Here is a 17,532-nt window from a genome sequence, read left to right on the forward strand (position 1 = left end):
CTCCTGGGGACCGCGGGCGGACTCAGCCGCTCTTCGTATAGGTGAGCGCCTCGCCCGAGTTGGTGTTCACCCGGCGCAGCCGGCCGTCCGACAGGAGGGTGACCTCGGAGGCGGCGCCCGGGGAGCACGAGGACGCCGGTTCGCCGGAGGTGACCTGGGAGGGGCCGATCTCCAGCGGTCCGCCGGCGCCCGGGGCCCCGGTCAGGGTGGCCTCGAAGACGCAGTGATAGGTGCCGCTGCCGGCGGGGCCGTCCGCGGTGAGCGTCAGCACCGTGTCGCCGACCTCGCCCTGCTGGATGGTCAGCCGGCGGGTGTTGTGACCGGTGGCGTTGTCGATGCTGGAGTCCCAGGTGCCGAGGAAGGCCTCCGGGACGGTGCCGTCCGCGGATGCCTCGGCGCTGGGCGACTCGGAGCCGGCGGACGGCTCCTGCGAGGTGCTCTGCCCCGGTGTGGTCGGCGCGCCGGAGGCCGGCGTGGACGCCTTGGGATCGTCCTGGCCACCGCCCGTGCCGCCCTTCAGCAGCGCGTACACGCTGCCGCCCGCGCCGAGCGCGACGACCAGGGCCACGACGACGAGGAGGGCGGTGGATCGGCCGCCCCTGCGCTGGGGTTCGGGGCCGAGCGGGACGGCGGGGCCGTACGGAGGGGTCGGGCCGTAGGGCGGGGTGACGCCGCCGGGGCCGTACGGGCCCGGGGCGACGCCCGGTCCGTACGGCGGCGTCGAGCCGTACGGCGGCTGCTGGGGCGAGCCCCAGCCGGCCTGCGGGTAGCCGTACGCCGGGTGGGCCGGGCCCTGGCCGGAGGGCTGCGGGTGCTGCTGCGGGTAGCCGTAGGCCGGGTGCGGAGCGGCCGGTGCCGCCGGGGGCGGCGTCTGGCCCGGGCCCGCGACGAGGGTGGGGAGATGGTTCACGGGGCCGGGCTGCCCGGGCGGAGGCGGGGTGGAGCCCTCCTCGGCCGGGGTGGGCGCGTGCTCCGGGGAGGCCTCGGCGGACGCGGCGGGCGTCGAGGAGGACGCGGACGGCGTCGAGGAGGCGGCCGAGGCCGAGGAGGCGGGCGAGGCGGACGGCGGCTTGGAGAGGTCCGGGGCGGGGACCGACGGTGCGGGGGCCGGCGGCAGGGCGGGCATCGCCGGCACGGGAGCGGCACCGGGCACCGGGGCACCGGACCGGGGCTGCTCCTGCCCCGCGTCGGGGTTCTCCGTGTCGAGCAACTTCACCGCGTGGCGGCCGAGTTGGGCCACCAGCGCGGCAGGCAGCCATGGATCGAGGGTGCGCCCGTCCGAGACGGTGTCCTCGGCGCCCGTGCGCGCCAGGATCTCGTCGAGGCCGGGCCGGGCGTCGGGGTCCTTGCGCAGACAGGCGCGCACGAGATCGGCGAGGCCCTCGGGCACGCCCGTCAGGTCCGGGTCCTCCTGCGCGATGCGGAACATCATGGCGTGCACACCACTGTTGGCCGCCCCGAACGGAAGGGCGCCGGTCGCGGCGTACGACAGGACCGAGCCGAGGCAGAAGATGTCGCACGCGGGGGTGACGCGGTCGCCGCGCACCTGCTCGGGGGCCATGAACCCGGGCGAGCCGACGAGCGCCCCGGTGTGCGTCAGACCGCCGTCGGTCACCGTCTCCAGGGCGCGCGCGATGCCGAAGTCGATGACGCGGGGGCCGTCGATGGTGACGAGGACGTTCGAAGGCTTGAGGTCGCGGTGGATGAGGCCCGCGGCGTGGATGTCCTTCAGCGCGTGCGCGAGGCCCGCGGCGAGGATGCGCACGGAACGCTCGGGCAACGCGCCGTGGTCGCGTCCCACGACGGCCTGGAGCGAGGGCCCCGCGACATAGCCGGTGGCCACCCACGGGATCGCGGCCTCGGTGTCCGCGTCCAGGACGGGTGCGGTCCAGAGCCCGCCGACCCGGCGCGCGGCCCGCACCTCCTGACGGAAGCGGGCACGGAACTCCTCCTGCTCGGCGAGTTCCGGACGGACGAGTTTGACGGCGACCGTACGTCCCCGGTCGGAGCGCGCGAGATAGACGTGGCCCATCCCTCCGGCACCGAGCCGCGCCAGCAGTCGGTACGCCCCGATCTGGTGCGGATCCCCTGCCCCCAGGTTCTCCATGGCTGCGCCCACCCTCCCCCATATGTGTGCAACAGACCGAGGATAGTGCGCCGTACGGGGAGGTGGACGGGGCGGTGCCTACGGTTCCGTCACGGCTGGTGCCGTTTTCGTAACAGGTGCCGCCGAATCCGTGGTCTCCGGCGCCTCCAGATCGTCGAGGACGGCCGACAGGCGCTCCAGGACACGGACGGTCTCGGCGAGCCCGTCCGCGCCGAGCGCCTCGGCGAGCCGGTCGGCGAAGGAGGCGTGGCCGGGGCCGATCTCCGCGACGGCGGCGCGGCCCCGCTCGGTCGGGGAGAGGAGCTTGGCGCGGCGGTGGGCGGGGTTGGGCAGGTACTCGGCGAGCCCTCGGTCCACGAGCAGGTCGGCGACGCGCTGCACGCTCTGCCGGGTGATGCCCATGACGCGGGCGATCCCGGAGACGGGCAGGGGTTCGCCGAGGACGGCGCCGAGCACCTGCCACCAGGCGGCGGTGATCCCGGCGGGCCGGGCCAGCTCCTCGGCCACGGAGAGGTACTGCCCGTTCAGCCGGAAGACCGCGAGGGCGCTGCGGCTGAACAGGTCCTGCCGAGGTCGGCTCACCGGTCCGCCTTCTCCAGTACGGCGTACGCCTCGGCGTCGGAGTCGTGGAAGAGCCGGTACCAGGCGTCCAGGACCTCGCCCTCGTAGACCCCGAGCAGCCGGAAGACCTCGCGGGCGAAGGCGACGGGTTCGGTGGGCCCCGCGGTGACGAGCCCGCCGTCGGTGACGGCGTCGGCGTCGGTGTACCGCTCGCCGCCCCGGTACCCCGTGGCGGCGAGGTAGAAGGAGACCGCGCTGGTGTGGTCCCGGTCGTCGAGCAGCCCCTCGCGGGCGAGGCCGGCCGTCGCCCCGCAGATCGCGGCGACGGGGACACCCGCGTCGAGGAACGCGCGGGCGGTACGGGCGAAGGGCGCGAGGTCCTCGGAGGTGTCCCAGAGGTCGGCGCCGGTGAGGACGAGCAGCGAGCTGTCCTCGGGGCGGAGCTCGTCGAGCGCGAGGTCGGGCTGGACGCGCAGCCCTCCGATGGTGGTGACCGGCTCCCGGCCGGGGCCGACCGTGCGGATCGGGTAGCCGGCCCGGGCGAGGTAGGCCGTCGTGTGCCCCGTCTCCCAGTCGGCGAAGGTGTCGTAGACGGCGAGGTGGACGGGCTTGCGGGGTGCGGAACCCGTGCCGGTGTCTGCGGTGGCGTTCATGACTCCTCCTCGGGCGAGCGGACGTTATGTAAGCATGCTGTCATTCAGACAGGATGCTGTCAAGTGCTCGGCGCGCACACCGCCCGGGCACAGCCCGGCCGCCGGGGCCGAGAACCCTTGACGCCGCCGCGTCCCCTCGGCCAAGCCCGACAGACTGTCGCGGAAAGCTCCGGACCACAGACAGGACGCCGATACCGCGCCCGGTCCGTGGACATTTACGCTTCGCCGCATGACCCCTCAGCCCAACCCCCAGGCCGGCGCCGCCGTGAAGGCCGCGGACCGTGCGCACGTGTTCCACTCCTGGTCCGCGCAGGAGCTCATCGACCCGCTAGCCGTCGCCGGCGCGGAGGGGTCGTACTTCTGGGACTACGAAGGCAAGCGGTATCTGGACTTCACCAGTGGGCTCGTCTTCACCAACATCGGGTACCAGCACCCGAAGGTCGTCGCCGCGATCCAGGAACAGGCCGCGACCCTGTCCACGTTCGCGCCCGCCTTCGCCGTCGAGGCGCGTTCGGAGGCGGCCCGGCTGATCGCCGAGCGGACCCCGGGCGACCTGGACAAGATCTTCTTCACCAACGGCGGCGCGGAGGCCGTCGAGAACGCCACGCGGATGGCCCGGCTGCACACCGGCCGTCCGAAGGTGCTCTCCGCCTACCGCTCGTACCACGGTGCCACCTCCACCGCGATCAACCTCACCGGTGACCCCCGGCGCTGGCCGAACGACAGCGGCGCGGCCGGTGTCGTCCACTTCTGGGCGCCCTTCCTGTACCGCAGCCCCTTCCACTCCGACAGCGAGCGGCAGGAGTGCGAGCGCGCGCTCCAGCACCTGGAGGACACGATCGCCTTCGAGGGACCGGGGACCATAGCGGCCCTGATCCTGGAGACGATCCCGGGCACCGCGGGGATCATGACGCCGCCGCCCGGCTACCTCGCCGGGGTGCGGGAGATCTGCGACCGGTACGGGATCGTCTTCGTCCTGGACGAGGTCATGGCCGGGTTCGGGCGGACCGGCAAGTGGTTCGCCGCCGACCACTACGACGTCACGCCGGACCTGATGACCTTCGCCAAGGGCGTGAACTCCGGCTATGTGCCGCTGGGCGGTGTGGCGATCTCCTCCGCCATCGCCGAGACCTTCGCCAAGCGGCCCTACCCGGGCGGACTCACCTACTCCGGGCACCCGCTGGCCTGTGCCGCCGCCGTCGCGACGATCAACGTCATGGAGGAGGAGGGGATCGTCGACCAGGCCGCGGCCATCGGCGAGACCGTCCTCGGGCCGGGGCTGCGCGAGCTGGCCGAGCGGCACCCGAGCATCGGCGAGGTGCGCGGCACGGGCGTCTTCTGGGCGCTGGAACTGGTGAAGGACCGGGAGACCAGGGAGCCGCTGGTCCCGTACAACGCGTCGGGCGAGGCGAACGCGCCGATGGCCGCGTTCGGCGCCGCGGCCAAGGCCCGCGGTCTGTGGCCCTTCATCAACATGAACCGCACCCACGTCGTGCCGCCGTGCAACATCACCGAGGCCGAGGCCAAGGAGGGGCTGGCGGCCCTGGACGAGGCGCTGTCGGTGGCGGACGAGCACACGGTGTGAGGCCGTAAGGGATTCCCCGCCCCCGCGGGGGCCGGTCGCGCGGTTCCCGGCGCCCCTGCGGGGGTGCCGGGAAATCCGCTCGCCGATTCCCCACCGCGTATGGTGGCCTGCTCGACGGGATACGCGAGTAGATACGCGCAACTACCCACGCGACGGGGAGTGAGACGACCACCATGGCCGGCACCGGCGGCACGGGCGCCGTAAACCGCAGCACCCTGCGACAGCAGATCGCGGACGCGCTCCGCGACGAGGTGCTCGGGGGTCGCCTCCGGCCGGGCCAGGAGTTCACGGTGAAGGAGATCGCCGAGCAGTACGGCGTCTCCGCCACCCCCGTCCGCGAGGCCCTGGTCGACCTGTCGGCCCAGGGACTCCTGGACGCCGACCAGCACCGCGGCTTCCGTGTGCACGAGTACTCCGCCGCCGACTACCGCGGCATGATCGAGGCGCGCAGCCTGATCACGGAGGGCATGTTCCAGGACCTCGTGGCCGGCGGTATGCGGCAGGCCGACGATCCCCGCGCGCTCGCCGCCCTCGCGGCCGTCCGGCGCCGCGGCGAGGAGGCCCAGCGCGCGGCCTCCGCGGGCGACCTGAACATCCTCATCGGTTACGACCTCCGCTTCTGGCGCGAACTGAGCAGCCTCTTCGGCAACCCCTACCTCGGCGACTTCCTGCACCGGTTGCGGGTCCAGTCCTGGGTCTGCACGGTCCAGCACCTGCGCCGGGTCGCCGATCTGAAGGGCCAGCTGTGGTCCGGCCACACGGAGCTGGTGGACGCCCTCGCCCGCCGCGACCCCGACACCGCCCGGGCGATCGTGACGGCGTACAACGAGCACGCGCTCGCCCTCATCGAACGGCTCGACGCCACGTGAGACCCCGGCCGGGACCCGGATCACCCCGGTCCCGCGTTTGAGGACACCCCCGCCGGGGATCGGGGGGTTGGGGGCGCGGCCCCTGTGCGGCGGGCCGGCCCCGGCCCACCCGGAGGACCTACTTGCGTACCGGCCTCTTCACAAGACCGCCACGCGCACTACGCTGCCCTGACCACCCTGCACCCCAAGGAGCAAGAGGAGCCGTCTGTTGGCCTGTGACCTGTGGTTGGTCCCGCTCGTCGACGTGCTGTGCCACACCCCCGACAACCCCTTCGCCGAGGAGCTCGCGCTCTACGACAAGGTGCTCGCCGAGGCCGGACTCCCACCGGTGCCGGTGTACGCGTACATGCCGGGCCTCTCGGGTGACGTCGCCCCGGTCGCCGGTTTCGACTACGACGCGCTGCACTTCCTGCGCCGCGCGTACCTCCTCCAGATGTGCGGGCTCGCGGTGACGCCGGTCGACGAACTGGGCGGAGACTACGAACAGTTGCTGGAGATGTTCGAGACGAACGCCCAGCAGTCGCATCTGGTCTGGCACTACGACCACGCCGGTGCGTACGTACCCGTCGAGTTCCCGCACCCGCTGGCCAACGACGAACTCCTCGCGGGCGGCGGCCCCCTGGGCTCCTCCCAGGCCCTCCTGCGCGAACTCGAGTTCGTGGCCCCCTCGATCGGCATCGACCCGGCCAACCCCCCGGCGGCACCGCAGCCCCCGAACGCTCCCACGGAGCTGGAGGAGCCCGCCGCTCCCGCCCCCTACGACGCCAGCCCCTTCGCCCGCGAACGTCACGTCTGGCTGGGCCTGCACGCCGCGGCGACCCGGAGTCTCGCCCAGGGCTCCATGATCATCTTCAGCTGATCCGGCCCTCCCGGTGCGGGGCCCCGGCCCTGTGCGGCCCCGCACCGGCGGGCATGGGCCCCGTCCGACACGTGTCGCCCCCCTCGACGCCCGGCGCGAAGTGCCGCCGGCCGCCACGAGGAAGGGAGCCGAGCGGCAACGGTTCGCGCGGACAGGCGTGCCACGGACCGGCGTGCCGTCATGAGACGTCCTCATCGCTTCGGGCGCGCGCGAATCCGGCGCAGGTGAATGCCGCGGCACCCACCCCCAGCACGGCCACCGACGGGTTGAGGTACGAGGGGACAACCGCTTCGAAGGTGTGCCCGTCGCTCGTACGACAGTCGAAGCGCAGCGGAACGAACGACGGTTCATAGGCGGCGATCTGACGCGTACCGACGGCCTTGGCGCACGCCTGGGACTGGCTCGACTCGTCGAGGAAGACCAGGTGCAGGACGCCCCAGGTGTACATACCGACCGCGGCGGCCCAGGTCAGAGCCGTGGCCGCCGCGAGGGCCGCCCCGGCGGTCCGGGCCGCCCCGGCCCGGAACAACAGCCTGACCCCATGGGCGAGCAACCACGGGGTGGCGCCCAGTCCGGCCGCGGCAAGCAGGAGGACGGCCAAGGGGTTGTGACCCGCGTACGGCTCGTCTCCGGACATCACGGGCACCCCTTCCTGCCGGGAACTCCGGGAGATCGCCCCGGCGTCACCCCGGGCGGGTGAGCACCATAGGCACAACCGTTCATCAACTGCGTTCATAATCGGTCAAGTTGAGACGAACGACGCGAAGAGACGGCAGCCGGTATCAGCTGGACTCGCGTACCACCCGTCGGCACGGCACCGCGTGGACACCGGGCTCCGGGTCCGTGTCCTCGGCGTCGACGGCTTCCAGCAGGCGCGGCGCGGCGACCCGGCCGATCTCGGTGAGGTCCACGTCGACGGTGGTGAGCGGCAGGCCGCCGGCCGGCGCCATGATGTCCCCGTTGTCGCAGCCGATGACGGCGATGTCACCGGGAACCCCCGGAACGCGGGCACGGCCCGGGAAACCCGCGGTCGGTCGGGCGACTTCCACCACCGGCGTCAGCCAGTCGTGGACGCTCGCGTCCGACCACGCGTGGAGACCGACCTCCCGCTGAGGCCGGCTCCCCGGGTACGGGTACGCCCCCGGATGTCGGCCGGGGGCGTACTCGTGGAAGCGACGGCTTCATCGACAGCGGCGGATACCGCTCCGGGCTAGATGAACGAGTTGATCTCGATCGTCTCGTCGCGGCCCGGGCCGACGCCGATCGCGGAGATCGGCGCACCCGACATCTCCTCCAGCGCCTTCACGTAGTCCTGCGCGTTCTTCGGGAGATCCGCGAAGGTCTTCGCCTTGGTGATGTCCTCCGACCAGCCGGGGAGGGTCTCGTAGATCGGCTTCGCGTGGTGGAAGTCGGTCTGGGAGTACGGGAGCTCCTCGACGCGCTTGCCGTCGATCTCGTACGCCACGCAGACCGGGATCTCCTCCCAGCCGGTCAGGACGTCCAGCTTGGTGAGGAAGAAGTCGGTCAGACCGTTCACGCGGGTCGCGTAGCGGGCGATGACCGCGTCGAACCAGCCGCAGCGCCGGTCACGGCCGGTCGTCACACCGCGCTCGTGGCCGATGCGCCGCAGCGCCTCGCCGTCCGCGTCGAAGAGCTCGGTCGGGAACGGACCCGAGCCGACCCGGGTGGTGTACGCCTTGAGGATGCCGATGACCCGGCTGATCTTGGTCGGGCCGACGCCGGCACCCGTGCAGGCGCCGCCAGCGGTCGGGTTCGACGACGTCACGAACGGATACGTGCCGTGGTCGATGTCCAGCAGCGTGCCCTGGCCACCCTCGAAGAGCACGACCTTGTCCTGCTCGAGCGCCTGGTTGAGGATCAGGACGGTGTCCGCCACGTACGGCTTGAGCCGGTCCGCGTAGCCCAGCAGCTCCTCGACGACCTGGCTCGCCTCGATGGCGCGGCGGTTGTAGAGCTTGGTGAGCAGCTGGTTCTTGACCTCGAGGGCCGCCTCGACCTTCTGGGTGAGGATCGACTCGTCGTAGAGGTCCTGGATGCGGATACCGACGCGGTTGATCTTGTCCGCGTATGTCGGACCGATCCCGCGTCCGGTGGTCCCGATCTTCCGCTTTCCGAGGAAGCGTTCCGTCACCTTGTCGACAGTGACGTTGTAAGGCGTGATGATATGAGCGTTTCCGCTGATCAGCAGCTTGGAGGTGTCGACGCCGCGCTCGTTCAGTCCGTTCAGCTCGGAGAACAGGACGGACGGGTCGACGACGACTCCGTTGCCGATCACCGGAGTGCACTCCGGCGTGAGGATTCCGGAAGGGAGGAGGTGGAGGGCGTATTTCTGGTCGCCCACGACTACCGTATGGCCGGCGTTGTTGCCGCCCTGGTAGCGCACCACATAGTCCACGGATCCACCGAGCAGGTCGGTGGCCTTTCCCTTGCCTTCGTCACCCCACTGAGCACCGAGCAGCACAAGTGCGGGCACAGGCGTACACCCCTTCCGGGCGGGGCATGTCCAAGGTCGGGGACGTACGCGGCTGGTTTTCGATACGGCTGCGTACGCCGGCGACCACCTTTGGCCGCGACCGTCGGACCGGATGCCCCGGAATAGACGAAGCCCCTGGCGCAATAGCGCAAGGGGCTCTTGCACAAAGATGCTACCCGAGGAAGCGAGGCATGACCGAGGTGGCGGCTTCCGACCAGCTTCTGGTGGTCATCGACCCGGTCGCCCGACGGACGGACGGCGAGTCTGTACGGATCGCGAAAGACGTGCTCAGCGCGGGTGCGGCGACCAAAGTGTGCCTCCCGGAGGGGCCCGAGGAATTCGCCCGCGCGCTGATCCGTCGGGGTGCGCGCCGACCGGTCGTGATCGGTGACGACGGCGCTCTGCTGCGGGCGGTGTCCCTGCTGCACCGGCAGCGGGAACTGGCCGCGTGCGCGCTGTCCTTCGTGCCCGTGGGAGGCGTGCTGTCGCTGTCCCGCTCGCTCGGGGTGCCGATGGGGGCCGTCGCGGCGGCCAGGGCGGTCCTCGACGGGGCCGAACGGCGGCTGGACATGCTCGTGGACGACAGCGACGGCGTGGTGCTCGGCGCACTGCGCATTCCTTCGCTGCCCTCCCGGCCGCCCGCTCCGGTGGGCGCGGGAGCGCCCGGGGAGGCCGGTGCGCATCCCTGGCTCCGCACCTGCCAGTCCCTGGTCCGGACCCTCGCCTCCCGGCCGTCCCGGCTCGCTCCCGGACCCGGCCCCGGGCCCTCCCGGCTGCGGATCGAGGTCGACGGGGTGTGCGTGGTGGATCTGGACCAGCCCGTTGAGACCGTGTCCGTGACGCCCGGGGCGTCGGGGACCGGGGCCGAGATCGAGGTCCGCTCGGTGTCCGTGGGTGCCGAGGCCTCGCCCCTGCGACTGGTGGGACACAAGGTCACCATCTCCGGCGCCGACTTCCGCTACCGCGCGGACTCCGTGGTCGCCGGTCCGGTCCGCACCCGCACCTGGACGCTACGGGAGTCGGCCTGGGGCCTGACCCTGCCGACGGCACGGTGACGAACGGGTTCCGGGCACGGTGATCACCGACCGGACTCCAAGGCACGGTGACCGACCGGTGTTCCGGGACGCGTGACGGGCGAACGCCCAGGGGCGCGGGGACACCCGGTTCCGGGCACGGTGACCGCCCGGACTCCAACGCACGGTGACCGACCGGGGTTCCGGGACACGTGACAGGCGGGGCGGGGTTCCGGGACGCGGTGACCCACCAGGGCGCCGGGACACGTGACGGGCGAATGCCGAGGGGCGCGGGACAGGGCGGGCATGGGGACGCCACGCCTCTGCTCGTCACCTGTCGCCGTACAGCTTCTCCCGGTGGGCGCGCCAGCGTTCCATCATCGCGGCGATCTCACCGTCGATGAACTCGAAGAACGCGAGGGTCTCGGAGAGCCGGTGCCCGGCGGGGGTCGCCGGCCCGAGGGAGTCGACGCCGGCCCGCAGGGCGACCTCCCAGCGCTTCAGCACCGCGTCGCGGTTGGTCAGCGCCTCGTACCACTGGTTGCTGTGCACCCGGTACCGCTCGCGCCGCGAACCGGGTTCGCGCTCGCGCGAGACCATGTGCTGCTGCGCGAGATAGCGCACCGCACCGGAGACGGCGGCCGGGCTGACCTGGAGCTGCTCGCCGAGTTCGGCGGAGGTCATGGCACCGGAGTCGGAGGCCAGCAGCGCGGCGAAGACCCGGGCGGGCATCCGCTGCATCCCGGCCTCGACGAGCTGCGCCGCGAAGCCCTCGACGAACTGGGAGACCGCCTCGGGATCCCGTTTCGCCGCAGTCGGTTCCGCCATCTGTCGATCATCTCCCCTGCTCGCGCATCACCGTCGAGTGTAGCCAGGATTTATACGTTTCCTTAACTTCACAAATTTCTGAAAGAAGCGTACGTTCTGAATCATGACGAAGGCAATCAGCGTCGCCGGACTGCACAAGTCCTTCGGCACGACGCACGCGCTGGACGGCCTCGACCTGGAGGTCGAGGCGGGTGAGGTGCACGGCTTCCTCGGCCCCAACGGCTCCGGGAAGTCCACCACCATCCGGGTCCTGCTGGGCCTGCTGCGCGCCGACTCGGGCGCGGCTCAGATGCTGGGCATGGACCCCTGGGCGGACGCGGTCGAACTGCACCGCCGGGTCGCCTACGTCCCCGGCGACGTGACCCTGTGGCGCAACCTCTCCGGCGGAGAGGTCATCGACCTCTACGGGCGGCTGCACGGCGGGGGCCGCGCCCGGCGCGGCGGGCAGGCGGGCGGACGGTCCGGCGGCCTCGACCCGGCGCGGCGCGCCGACCTGATCGAGCGCTTCGAGCTCGACCCCACCAAGAAGGGGCGGACCTACTCGAAGGGCAACCGCCAGAAGGTCGCCCTCGTCGCCGCCTTCGCCTCGGACGTCGACGTACTGATCCTGGACGAGCCGACCTCGGGCCTCGACCCGCTCATGGAGGAGGTCTTCCAGCGGTGCGTCCAGGAGGAGCGTGACCGGGGCCGCACGATTCTGCTGTCCTCGCACATCCTGAGCGAGGTCGAGGAACTCTGCGACCGCGTCAGCATCATCCGCAAGGGGCAGACCGTCGAGAGCGGCTCCCTCACCGATCTGCGCCACCTCACCCGCACCAGCGTGACCGCCGAACTCACCGGCCCGCCGAACGGACTCGCGTCCCTGCCCGGGGTCCACGACCTCGAAGTGCAGGACACCGGGGTCCAGGACACCGGGATCCGGGCGGACGGAGTCCGCTGCCGGGTCGAACTCCACGTGGACACCGACAAGCTGAACGCCGTGCTGCGGTCGCTGACCGACTCCGGCGTACGGTCCCTGACCTCGACCCCGCCGACCCTGGAGGAGCTCTTCCTGCGGCATTACCAGGAGGACGTCCGGGCCGGGGCCGAGGAGGCGACGGCACGATGACCGCCACGACCGCCGGCACCTTCGCCGCACGCGTCGGCGGCTCCCGCCCGCTGGCCGGCACCGGAACCCTGCTGAGGTTCGCGCTGCGCCGCGACCGCGTGATGATGCCGCTGTGGATCGGCGTGACCGCTCTCATGGTGCTCTCCCTGCCGAGCTCCCTGAAGACCGTCTACAGCACCCCCGCCGAACGCGCCGACGTGGCACGGCAGATGCTCGCCAACAGCTCCCTGCGCGCCACCTACGGGCCGGTGTTCAGCGACTCGCTCGGCGGACTCACCGCCTGGCGCATCGGCGGCTACGCCGGAGTGCTCGCCGCCGTCATGAGCCTGATCGTCGTCGTACGGCACACCCGGGAAGAGGAGGAGAGCGGACGGCAGGAGCTCGTCTCCGCCGCGATGGTCGGGCGGCGCGCCCCGCTGACCGCCGCGCTGCTCGCGGCACTTGTCGCGAACGGCGTCCTCGCCCTGCTCATCGCGGGCGGCCTGGCCGGACAGGGCGGCGCCGGGGCCCTGGCGCTGGGACTCGCGATCGGCGCGGTCGGGACGGTCTTCGCGACCATGGCGGCGATCGTCGCCCAGCTGACGGAGAGCGCACGGCTCGCCAAGGGGCTGACGGGCGGCCTGATCGGCGCCGCCTTCGTCCTGAAGGCGGCGGGCGACTCGGCGACCGACGACGGCTCGTCGGTGCTGACCTGGCTCTCCCCCGTGGGCTGGCTGGAGAACCTCCGCGCCTTCGCCGACGAACGCTGGTGGGTCCTGCTGCTGTTCGTGGCGGCGGTCGGTGTACAGGGCGCCGTCGCCTACGCACTCGCCGGTCGGCGCGATGTCGGCATGAGCTTCCTGTCCACCCGGCCGGGGCCCGCCACCGGCCGCCTCGGCACGGCCGGAGCACTGGCCTGGCGGCTGCAGCGCGGCGCGGTGCTCGGCTGGAGCCTCGGCTTCCTCGCCGCCGGTGCCGCGTTCGGCGGGATCACCAAGGGCGCATCGGACCTGGTCGGCGACAACGCCAAGACCCGCGAGATCATCGAGCGGATGGGCGGACAGGCCGGGATCACCGACGCGTTCCTCGCCACCATGGTGAACATGCTGGGCATGGTCGCCGCCCTCTACATCGTCTCCTCCGTGCTCCGGCTGCACGGCGAGGAGACCTCGCAGCGCGCCGAACCCCTGCTCGCCGCCGCCGTCGGCCGACTGCGCTGGGCCGGCGGACACCTCGTCATCGCCTTCGGCGGCACGGTCCTCATCATGCTGCTCGGCGGACTCGGCCTCGGTCTCGGCTACGGCTCCGAACTCGGCGCCGTCCTCGGAGCCTGCCTGGTCCAGGTCCCGGCGATCTGGACCCTGGGCGGCCTCGCCGTCCTGCTCCACGGCCTCTCGCCCCGCCTCGCCCCCGGCGCCTGGGCCACGGCCGGCCTCGCCCTCCTCCTCGGCTGGATCGGCCCCGCCCTGGACATCCCGCAGGCCGTCATGGACCTCTCCCCCTTCGGCCACCTCCCGAAGCTGCCGGGCGGCACCATGGCCTGGACACCCGTCCTCGTCCTCACCGGGATCGCGGCGGCCCTGACGGCGGCGGGACTGACCTCCCTGCGGCGGCGCGACCTGACCGTGTGAGAGGCGACGCCGCCGAGCGGAACGAGCGAAGGCCGACGGCGTCCGCCAGCCCGGGCGAGCGGACAGCCGGCGGCGTCCGTCAGACCTCGACCATCAAGCTCTCCAGCCCGCGGATCACGAAGTTCGGCTTGCGGACCGGCTCCTCGGCGAGCCGGAGAGCGGGGGCCCTGGTCAGGAGCGCGCTCATGGACGCCGCCAGTTCGAGCCGGGCCAGCGGAGCGCCGATGCAGTAGTGGATACCCGCGCTGAACGAGATGTGCGGGTTCTCCGCCCGGGACAGGTCCAACGTCCCCGGGTCCGCGAACACCTCGGCGTCACGGTTCGCGGAACCGAAGAGCATCGCGATCTCCGCACCCCGCGGGACCGTCGTCCCGTCGATCTCGATGTCGTCGAGCACCCAGCGCTCGAACAGCTGGAGCGGGGTGTCGTAGCGCATCAGCTCCTCCACCGCCGTGGGGATCAGGGCGTGGTCCGCGCGCAGTGCCTCCAGCTGCCCGGGATGCCGGAACAGGGTCCACCAGCCGGTCACCGTCGAGTTGACCGTCGCCTCGTGCCCCGCGTTCAGCAGCAGCACGCACGTGGAGATCATCTCCTGCTCGGTGAGCCGGTCGCCCTCGTCGTGCGCCGCGATGAGCCCCGAGATCAGATCGTCCGCCGGCTCCTTGCGGCGGGCCTCGATCAGCCCGCGCAGGTACTCGGTGAACTCCACCGACGCCCGCACCGCCTTCCCCGCCACCTCCTCGGACGGATTCAGCTCGTACATCCCGCAGATGTCCGCCGACCAGGGCCGCAACGGCGCGCGGTCGGACTCCGGGATACCCAGCATCTCCGCGATCACCGACACCGGAAGCGGCTCCGCCACATCGGTCAGCAGATCCCCGCCGCCGGCCTCCACCAGCCGGTCGACCAGCTCACCCGCCAGCCCCTCCACATACGGCTTCAACCGCTCCACCGTGCGCGGCGTGAACGCCTTCGACACCAGCCGCCGGATCCGCGTGTGGTCCGGAGGCTCCAGATCGAGCATCCCGTGGTCGTTGAGGACATGGAACGGCTCCTGCTCCGGCGGCGGCGCCGTCCGCCCGAAGTCCTCGTGCGTGAACCGGTGCTGATACGTCCGTCCCAGCCGGCGGTCCCGCAGCAGTGCCGACACATCCGCGTGGTGCGGCACCAGCCACTGGTTCGTCGGCTCGTAGTAGTGCACCCGGCCCCGCGCACGCAGCTCCTCGTACGCCGGGTACGGGTCCGCCACGAACGCCGGATCCCACGGGTCGAAGGCCTGCGAAGTCTCCAAAGCTGCCATGAACGGACGCTAGCCCGACCCACCCCCCGCTGACCAGGGCAGTCCCGAACAGCGACCCCAGTGACCGCAGCGACCGCCGCATCCCTCCCTGTCACCTCGGGGCGGTCGCGGTGCGGGGCCCCTTCCGTGCGGTCGGCGTCACTCGGTCGCTTCCGGCGCGGCCCGTCGTGCCCGGTCCCCTCAGCGTGACCGGCCGCGCGCCCTCACCTCGGAGTGACCAGCCGCGCCTCGTACGCGAACACCGCCGCCTGCGTCCGGTCCCGCAGGCCCAGCTTCACCAGAATGCGGCTCACATGGGTTTTGATCGTCGACTCCGCGACGACCAGGCGCCCGGCGATCTCCGCGTTCGACAGCCCCTGCGCGATCAGTACCAGCACCTCCGTCTCCCGGTCGGTCAGATCCCCGTACGCCGCGTGCGCCGTCGCCGACAGCCGGGGCGCGTCCGCAAGCTTGGAGAACTCCGTGATCAGCCTCCTGGTGACCGAAGGCGCGAGCAGCGCCTCCCCCGCCGACACCACCCGCACCCCGTCGGCGAGCTGGCGGGCCGAGGCGTCCTTGAGCAGGAAGCCCGACGCCCCCGCCCGCAGGGCCTGATACACGTACTCGTCGAGATCGAACGTCGTCAGCACCAGCACCTTCGCCGCGCCGTCCGCCGCGACGATCTCCCGGGTCGCCTCGATCCCGTTCATCTCCGGCATGCGGATGTCCATCAGCACGACGTCCGGAGCCAGCTCACGGACCCGGTCCACCGCCTCCCGGCCGTTGACCGCCTCGCCGACCACCTCGATGTCCGGCATCGCGCCGAGCAGCACGGAGAAGCCCTCGCGGACCATCATCTGGTCGTCGGCGATCAGCACGCGGATCATGCCGCCCGTCATCCGGTCTCCTCCCCCGACGACACCGGCACGAACACCGCCACCTCGTACCCTCCGTCGTCCGTGACGCCCGCCGTCATCTCACCGTCCAGCATCGTGACCCGCTCGCGCATGCCCGTGATGCCGTGCCCCGCGCCGTGCGTGGACTTCTCCAGGATCGTCGTCGGCGCGGGGCCGTTGACTATGCGCAGGCCGAGCCCGCCGAGGACGTAACCGACCTCGACGCGGGCCGACGCGCCCGGTGCGTGCCGCAGGGTGTTGCTGAGGGCCTCCTGGACTATCCGGTACGCCGACAGCTCGACGCCCTGCGGAAGTTCGCGCACCGCACCGGTGACCGCCTTCTCCACGGTCAGACCCGCGTCCCGCACATTGGCGAGGAGCGCGTCCAGATCGGCGAGGGTGGGCTGCGGAGCGTCCGGGGCCTCGTAGTCCTCGGCCCGGACCACGCCGAGCACACGGCGCAGCTCGGTCAACGCCGCCACCGCGTTCTCCCGGATCGTGACGAAGGCCTGCTCCAGCTCCGGGGGCGGATTCTCCACCCGGTAGGGCGCCGCCTCCGCCTGGATGGCGACCACCGACATGTGGTGCGCGACCACGTCGTGCAGTTCGCGGGCGATCGTCGTGCGCTCTTCGAGCAGCGTGCGCTTGGAACGCTCCTGAGCCGTCTCCGACTGGTGGGCCGTCACCTCCTGCTCGGCCTCCCTGCGGATGTTCAGGACCGTGACGACCAGGAGGGCCAGCGCGGAGACGAAGAGCAGCGGGAACGTGTTGACGCTGTAGTAGCCCCCTCCGAACAGGGTCTCGGTGATCAAGCCGTACGCCGCGGTCAGCAGCCACATCCATGCCGCGACGCGAGGGCGTGAGCGCAGAGCCACGACCGTCAGCACCGTGACATGCGCTATGAAGCTGCCGGGCGCCCACGGCCAGTCGCTCCAGGCGCTGCCGAACATGGCGACGGCCGGGGCCGCCGCGAGCGAGAACCAGAAGGCGCCGACCGGGCGGACCAGGGTCGCCAGGACCGGAAGCAGGGCGAGGAACCCGCACAGCAGGGGTGCGACCGTGCCGCCGCCGGGGCCTAGACCGGTCTCGGCGCTGTAGGCCGCGGCCATCGCCAGCAGGCCGGCCGCCGCCACCGCCGCGTGCGGGGTCCAGGCCGCGTAGGCGCGCAGGGTCCCGGGGAGGCGGCGGGTGATGGGGCCGTCCGTGCGCATGCGGGGGAGGGGGCGGTAGGCGAAGGCGTCGTGGAACATGTCCTTTCGCAGGCCGCGCACGGCGTCCGCGGCAAGGCGGAATTCCGGGCTGCGGGGCTTGGCCCCGGCGCCGCCGGGGAGCTTCCCGGCACCGCCGGTGGGCGGAGGTGTCGTCTGCGTACGGGTCGTCTCGGTCACGTTCAAAACGGTAGGGCCGGGTGGGGGGTGCGGTCGTCACCTGCGAGGAGGGTTCCTGGGGGTCCGTCTCAGGTACTACGGGTAGGGGTTCGCTCGGGCTGGCGTCACGTGTTTGGGGCCGGTGGCTGGCCGGGGCAGAGCCGGTCCCGGGGGGCGGGGCCGTGGGTGGGTCGGGGCCGTGGGTTGCCGGGCCGGTGGGTGGGGCGGGGCCGTGCCGGTACATCCCAGTCCGTCGCCGCTGGATCAGACGTGGGCTACCTGTGCGAACTGCTGCTCGATCCG

The 17,532-nt window shown here is 72.1% G+C and carries 16 protein-coding genes; 6 read left to right on the top strand and 10 right to left on the bottom strand.

The features are described from left to right. Positions 1–22: 22 nt before the first annotated feature. The 3 genes from ACFWBT_RS22130 to ACFWBT_RS22140 all read right to left on the bottom strand — a co-directional run bounded on the left by ACFWBT_RS22130 (position 23) and on the right by ACFWBT_RS22140 (position 3,321). Complete coding sequence (locus ACFWBT_RS22130; RefSeq protein WP_385702919.1) at positions 23–2,107, bottom strand: serine/threonine-protein kinase; 2,085 nt, start codon at positions 2,105–2,107, stop codon at positions 23–25. Positions 2,108–2,185: 78 nt separating this feature from the next. After that, complete coding sequence (locus tag ACFWBT_RS22135) at positions 2,186–2,689, bottom strand: MarR family winged helix-turn-helix transcriptional regulator (protein ID WP_385702921.1); 504 nt, start codon at positions 2,687–2,689, stop codon at positions 2,186–2,188. Then, positions 2,686–3,321 (bottom strand): type 1 glutamine amidotransferase family protein, encoded by a 636-nt coding sequence (locus ACFWBT_RS22140; protein ID WP_385702923.1) that lies wholly within the window; start codon positions 3,319–3,321, stop codon positions 2,686–2,688. The genes ACFWBT_RS22135 and ACFWBT_RS22140 overlap by 4 nt, the downstream gene beginning before the upstream one ends. Before the next feature lie 229 nt (positions 3,322–3,550). On the opposite strand from ACFWBT_RS22140, the gene ACFWBT_RS22145 reads away from it, so the two are divergent. The 3 genes from ACFWBT_RS22145 (at position 3,551) to ACFWBT_RS22155 (ending at position 6,634) form a co-directional block, all read left to right on the top strand. Beyond that, a complete protein-coding gene (locus tag ACFWBT_RS22145) occupies positions 3,551–4,906 on the top strand; it encodes an aspartate aminotransferase family protein (RefSeq protein ID WP_385702925.1) in 1,356 nt (451 codons plus the stop codon). Positions 4,907–5,079: 173 nt separating this feature from the next. Further along, entirely contained in the window at positions 5,080–5,775 is a 696-nt protein-coding gene (locus ACFWBT_RS22150; protein ID WP_385702927.1) for a GntR family transcriptional regulator, read from the top strand. A 208-nt stretch (positions 5,776–5,983) separates the two neighbouring features. Further along, a complete protein-coding gene (locus tag ACFWBT_RS22155) occupies positions 5,984–6,634 on the top strand; it encodes a hypothetical protein (protein ID WP_266760945.1) in 651 nt (216 codons plus the stop codon). Positions 6,635–6,812: 178 nt separating this feature from the next. Here ACFWBT_RS22155 and ACFWBT_RS22160 read toward each other — a convergent pair whose 3' ends face one another. The 3 genes from ACFWBT_RS22160 to ACFWBT_RS22170 form a co-directional block, all read right to left on the bottom strand. Continuing rightward, positions 6,813–7,271 carry a hypothetical protein gene (locus ACFWBT_RS22160; protein ID WP_385702930.1) on the bottom strand — a complete coding sequence of 153 codons (459 nt, stop codon included), beginning with the start codon at positions 7,269–7,271 and terminating at the stop codon, positions 6,813–6,815. Between the two features lie 145 nt (positions 7,272–7,416). Further along, positions 7,417–7,686 carry a substrate-binding domain-containing protein gene (locus tag ACFWBT_RS22165; protein ID WP_385702932.1) on the bottom strand — a complete coding sequence of 90 codons (270 nt, stop codon included), beginning with the start codon at positions 7,684–7,686 and terminating at the stop codon, positions 7,417–7,419. 158 nt (positions 7,687–7,844) lie between these two features. Then, positions 7,845–9,128, bottom strand: a complete 1,284-nt coding sequence (locus ACFWBT_RS22170) for an adenylosuccinate synthase (RefSeq protein WP_351547895.1) — start codon at positions 9,126–9,128, stop codon at positions 7,845–7,847. Between the two features lie 191 nt (positions 9,129–9,319). On the opposite strand from ACFWBT_RS22170, the gene ACFWBT_RS22175 reads away from it, so the two are divergent. Next, a complete protein-coding gene (locus ACFWBT_RS22175) occupies positions 9,320–10,183 on the top strand; it encodes a diacylglycerol kinase family protein (protein ID WP_385702936.1) in 864 nt (287 codons plus the stop codon). A 288-nt stretch (positions 10,184–10,471) separates the two neighbouring features. Here ACFWBT_RS22175 and ACFWBT_RS22180 read toward each other — a convergent pair whose 3' ends face one another. Further along, the gene (locus ACFWBT_RS22180) at positions 10,472–10,969 is read right to left on the bottom strand and encodes a GbsR/MarR family transcriptional regulator (protein ID WP_385702937.1); all 498 of its coding nucleotides are present in this window, start codon (positions 10,967–10,969) and stop codon (positions 10,472–10,474) included. Between the two features lie 103 nt (positions 10,970–11,072). Between ACFWBT_RS22180 and ACFWBT_RS22185 the strand changes: the two genes are divergently transcribed. Further along, positions 11,073–12,077, top strand: a complete 1,005-nt coding sequence (locus ACFWBT_RS22185) for an ATP-binding cassette domain-containing protein (protein WP_385702939.1) — start codon at positions 11,073–11,075, stop codon at positions 12,075–12,077. Continuing rightward, on the top strand, positions 12,074–13,687 hold the full coding sequence (locus ACFWBT_RS22190) for an ABC transporter permease (protein ID WP_385702941.1): 1,614 nt from the start codon (positions 12,074–12,076) through the stop codon (positions 13,685–13,687). Before ACFWBT_RS22185 ends, ACFWBT_RS22190 begins: the two co-directional genes overlap by 4 nt. 79 nt (positions 13,688–13,766) lie before the next feature. Here ACFWBT_RS22190 and ACFWBT_RS22195 read toward each other — a convergent pair whose 3' ends face one another. The 3 genes from ACFWBT_RS22195 to ACFWBT_RS22205 all read right to left on the bottom strand — a co-directional run bounded on the left by ACFWBT_RS22195 (position 13,767) and on the right by ACFWBT_RS22205 (position 17,250). Next, positions 13,767–14,987, bottom strand: a complete 1,221-nt coding sequence (locus tag ACFWBT_RS22195) for a cytochrome P450 (RefSeq protein WP_385702944.1) — start codon at positions 14,985–14,987, stop codon at positions 13,767–13,769. A 203-nt stretch (positions 14,988–15,190) separates the two neighbouring features. Further along, positions 15,191–15,865, bottom strand: coding sequence for a response regulator (locus tag ACFWBT_RS22200; RefSeq protein ID WP_385702947.1), 675 nt, complete (start codon positions 15,863–15,865; stop codon positions 15,191–15,193). After that, positions 15,862–17,250: a sensor histidine kinase gene (locus tag ACFWBT_RS22205; RefSeq protein WP_385702949.1), complete on the bottom strand. Its 1,389-nt coding sequence runs from the start codon at positions 17,248–17,250 to the stop codon at positions 15,862–15,864. The genes ACFWBT_RS22200 and ACFWBT_RS22205 overlap by 4 nt, the downstream gene beginning before the upstream one ends. Positions 17,251–17,532 lie beyond the last annotated feature (282 nt).

It is taken from the genome of Streptomyces sp. NPDC060027, from assembly GCF_042737005.1.
Classification (GTDB): Bacteria; Actinomycetota; Actinomycetes; order Streptomycetales; family Streptomycetaceae; genus Streptomyces.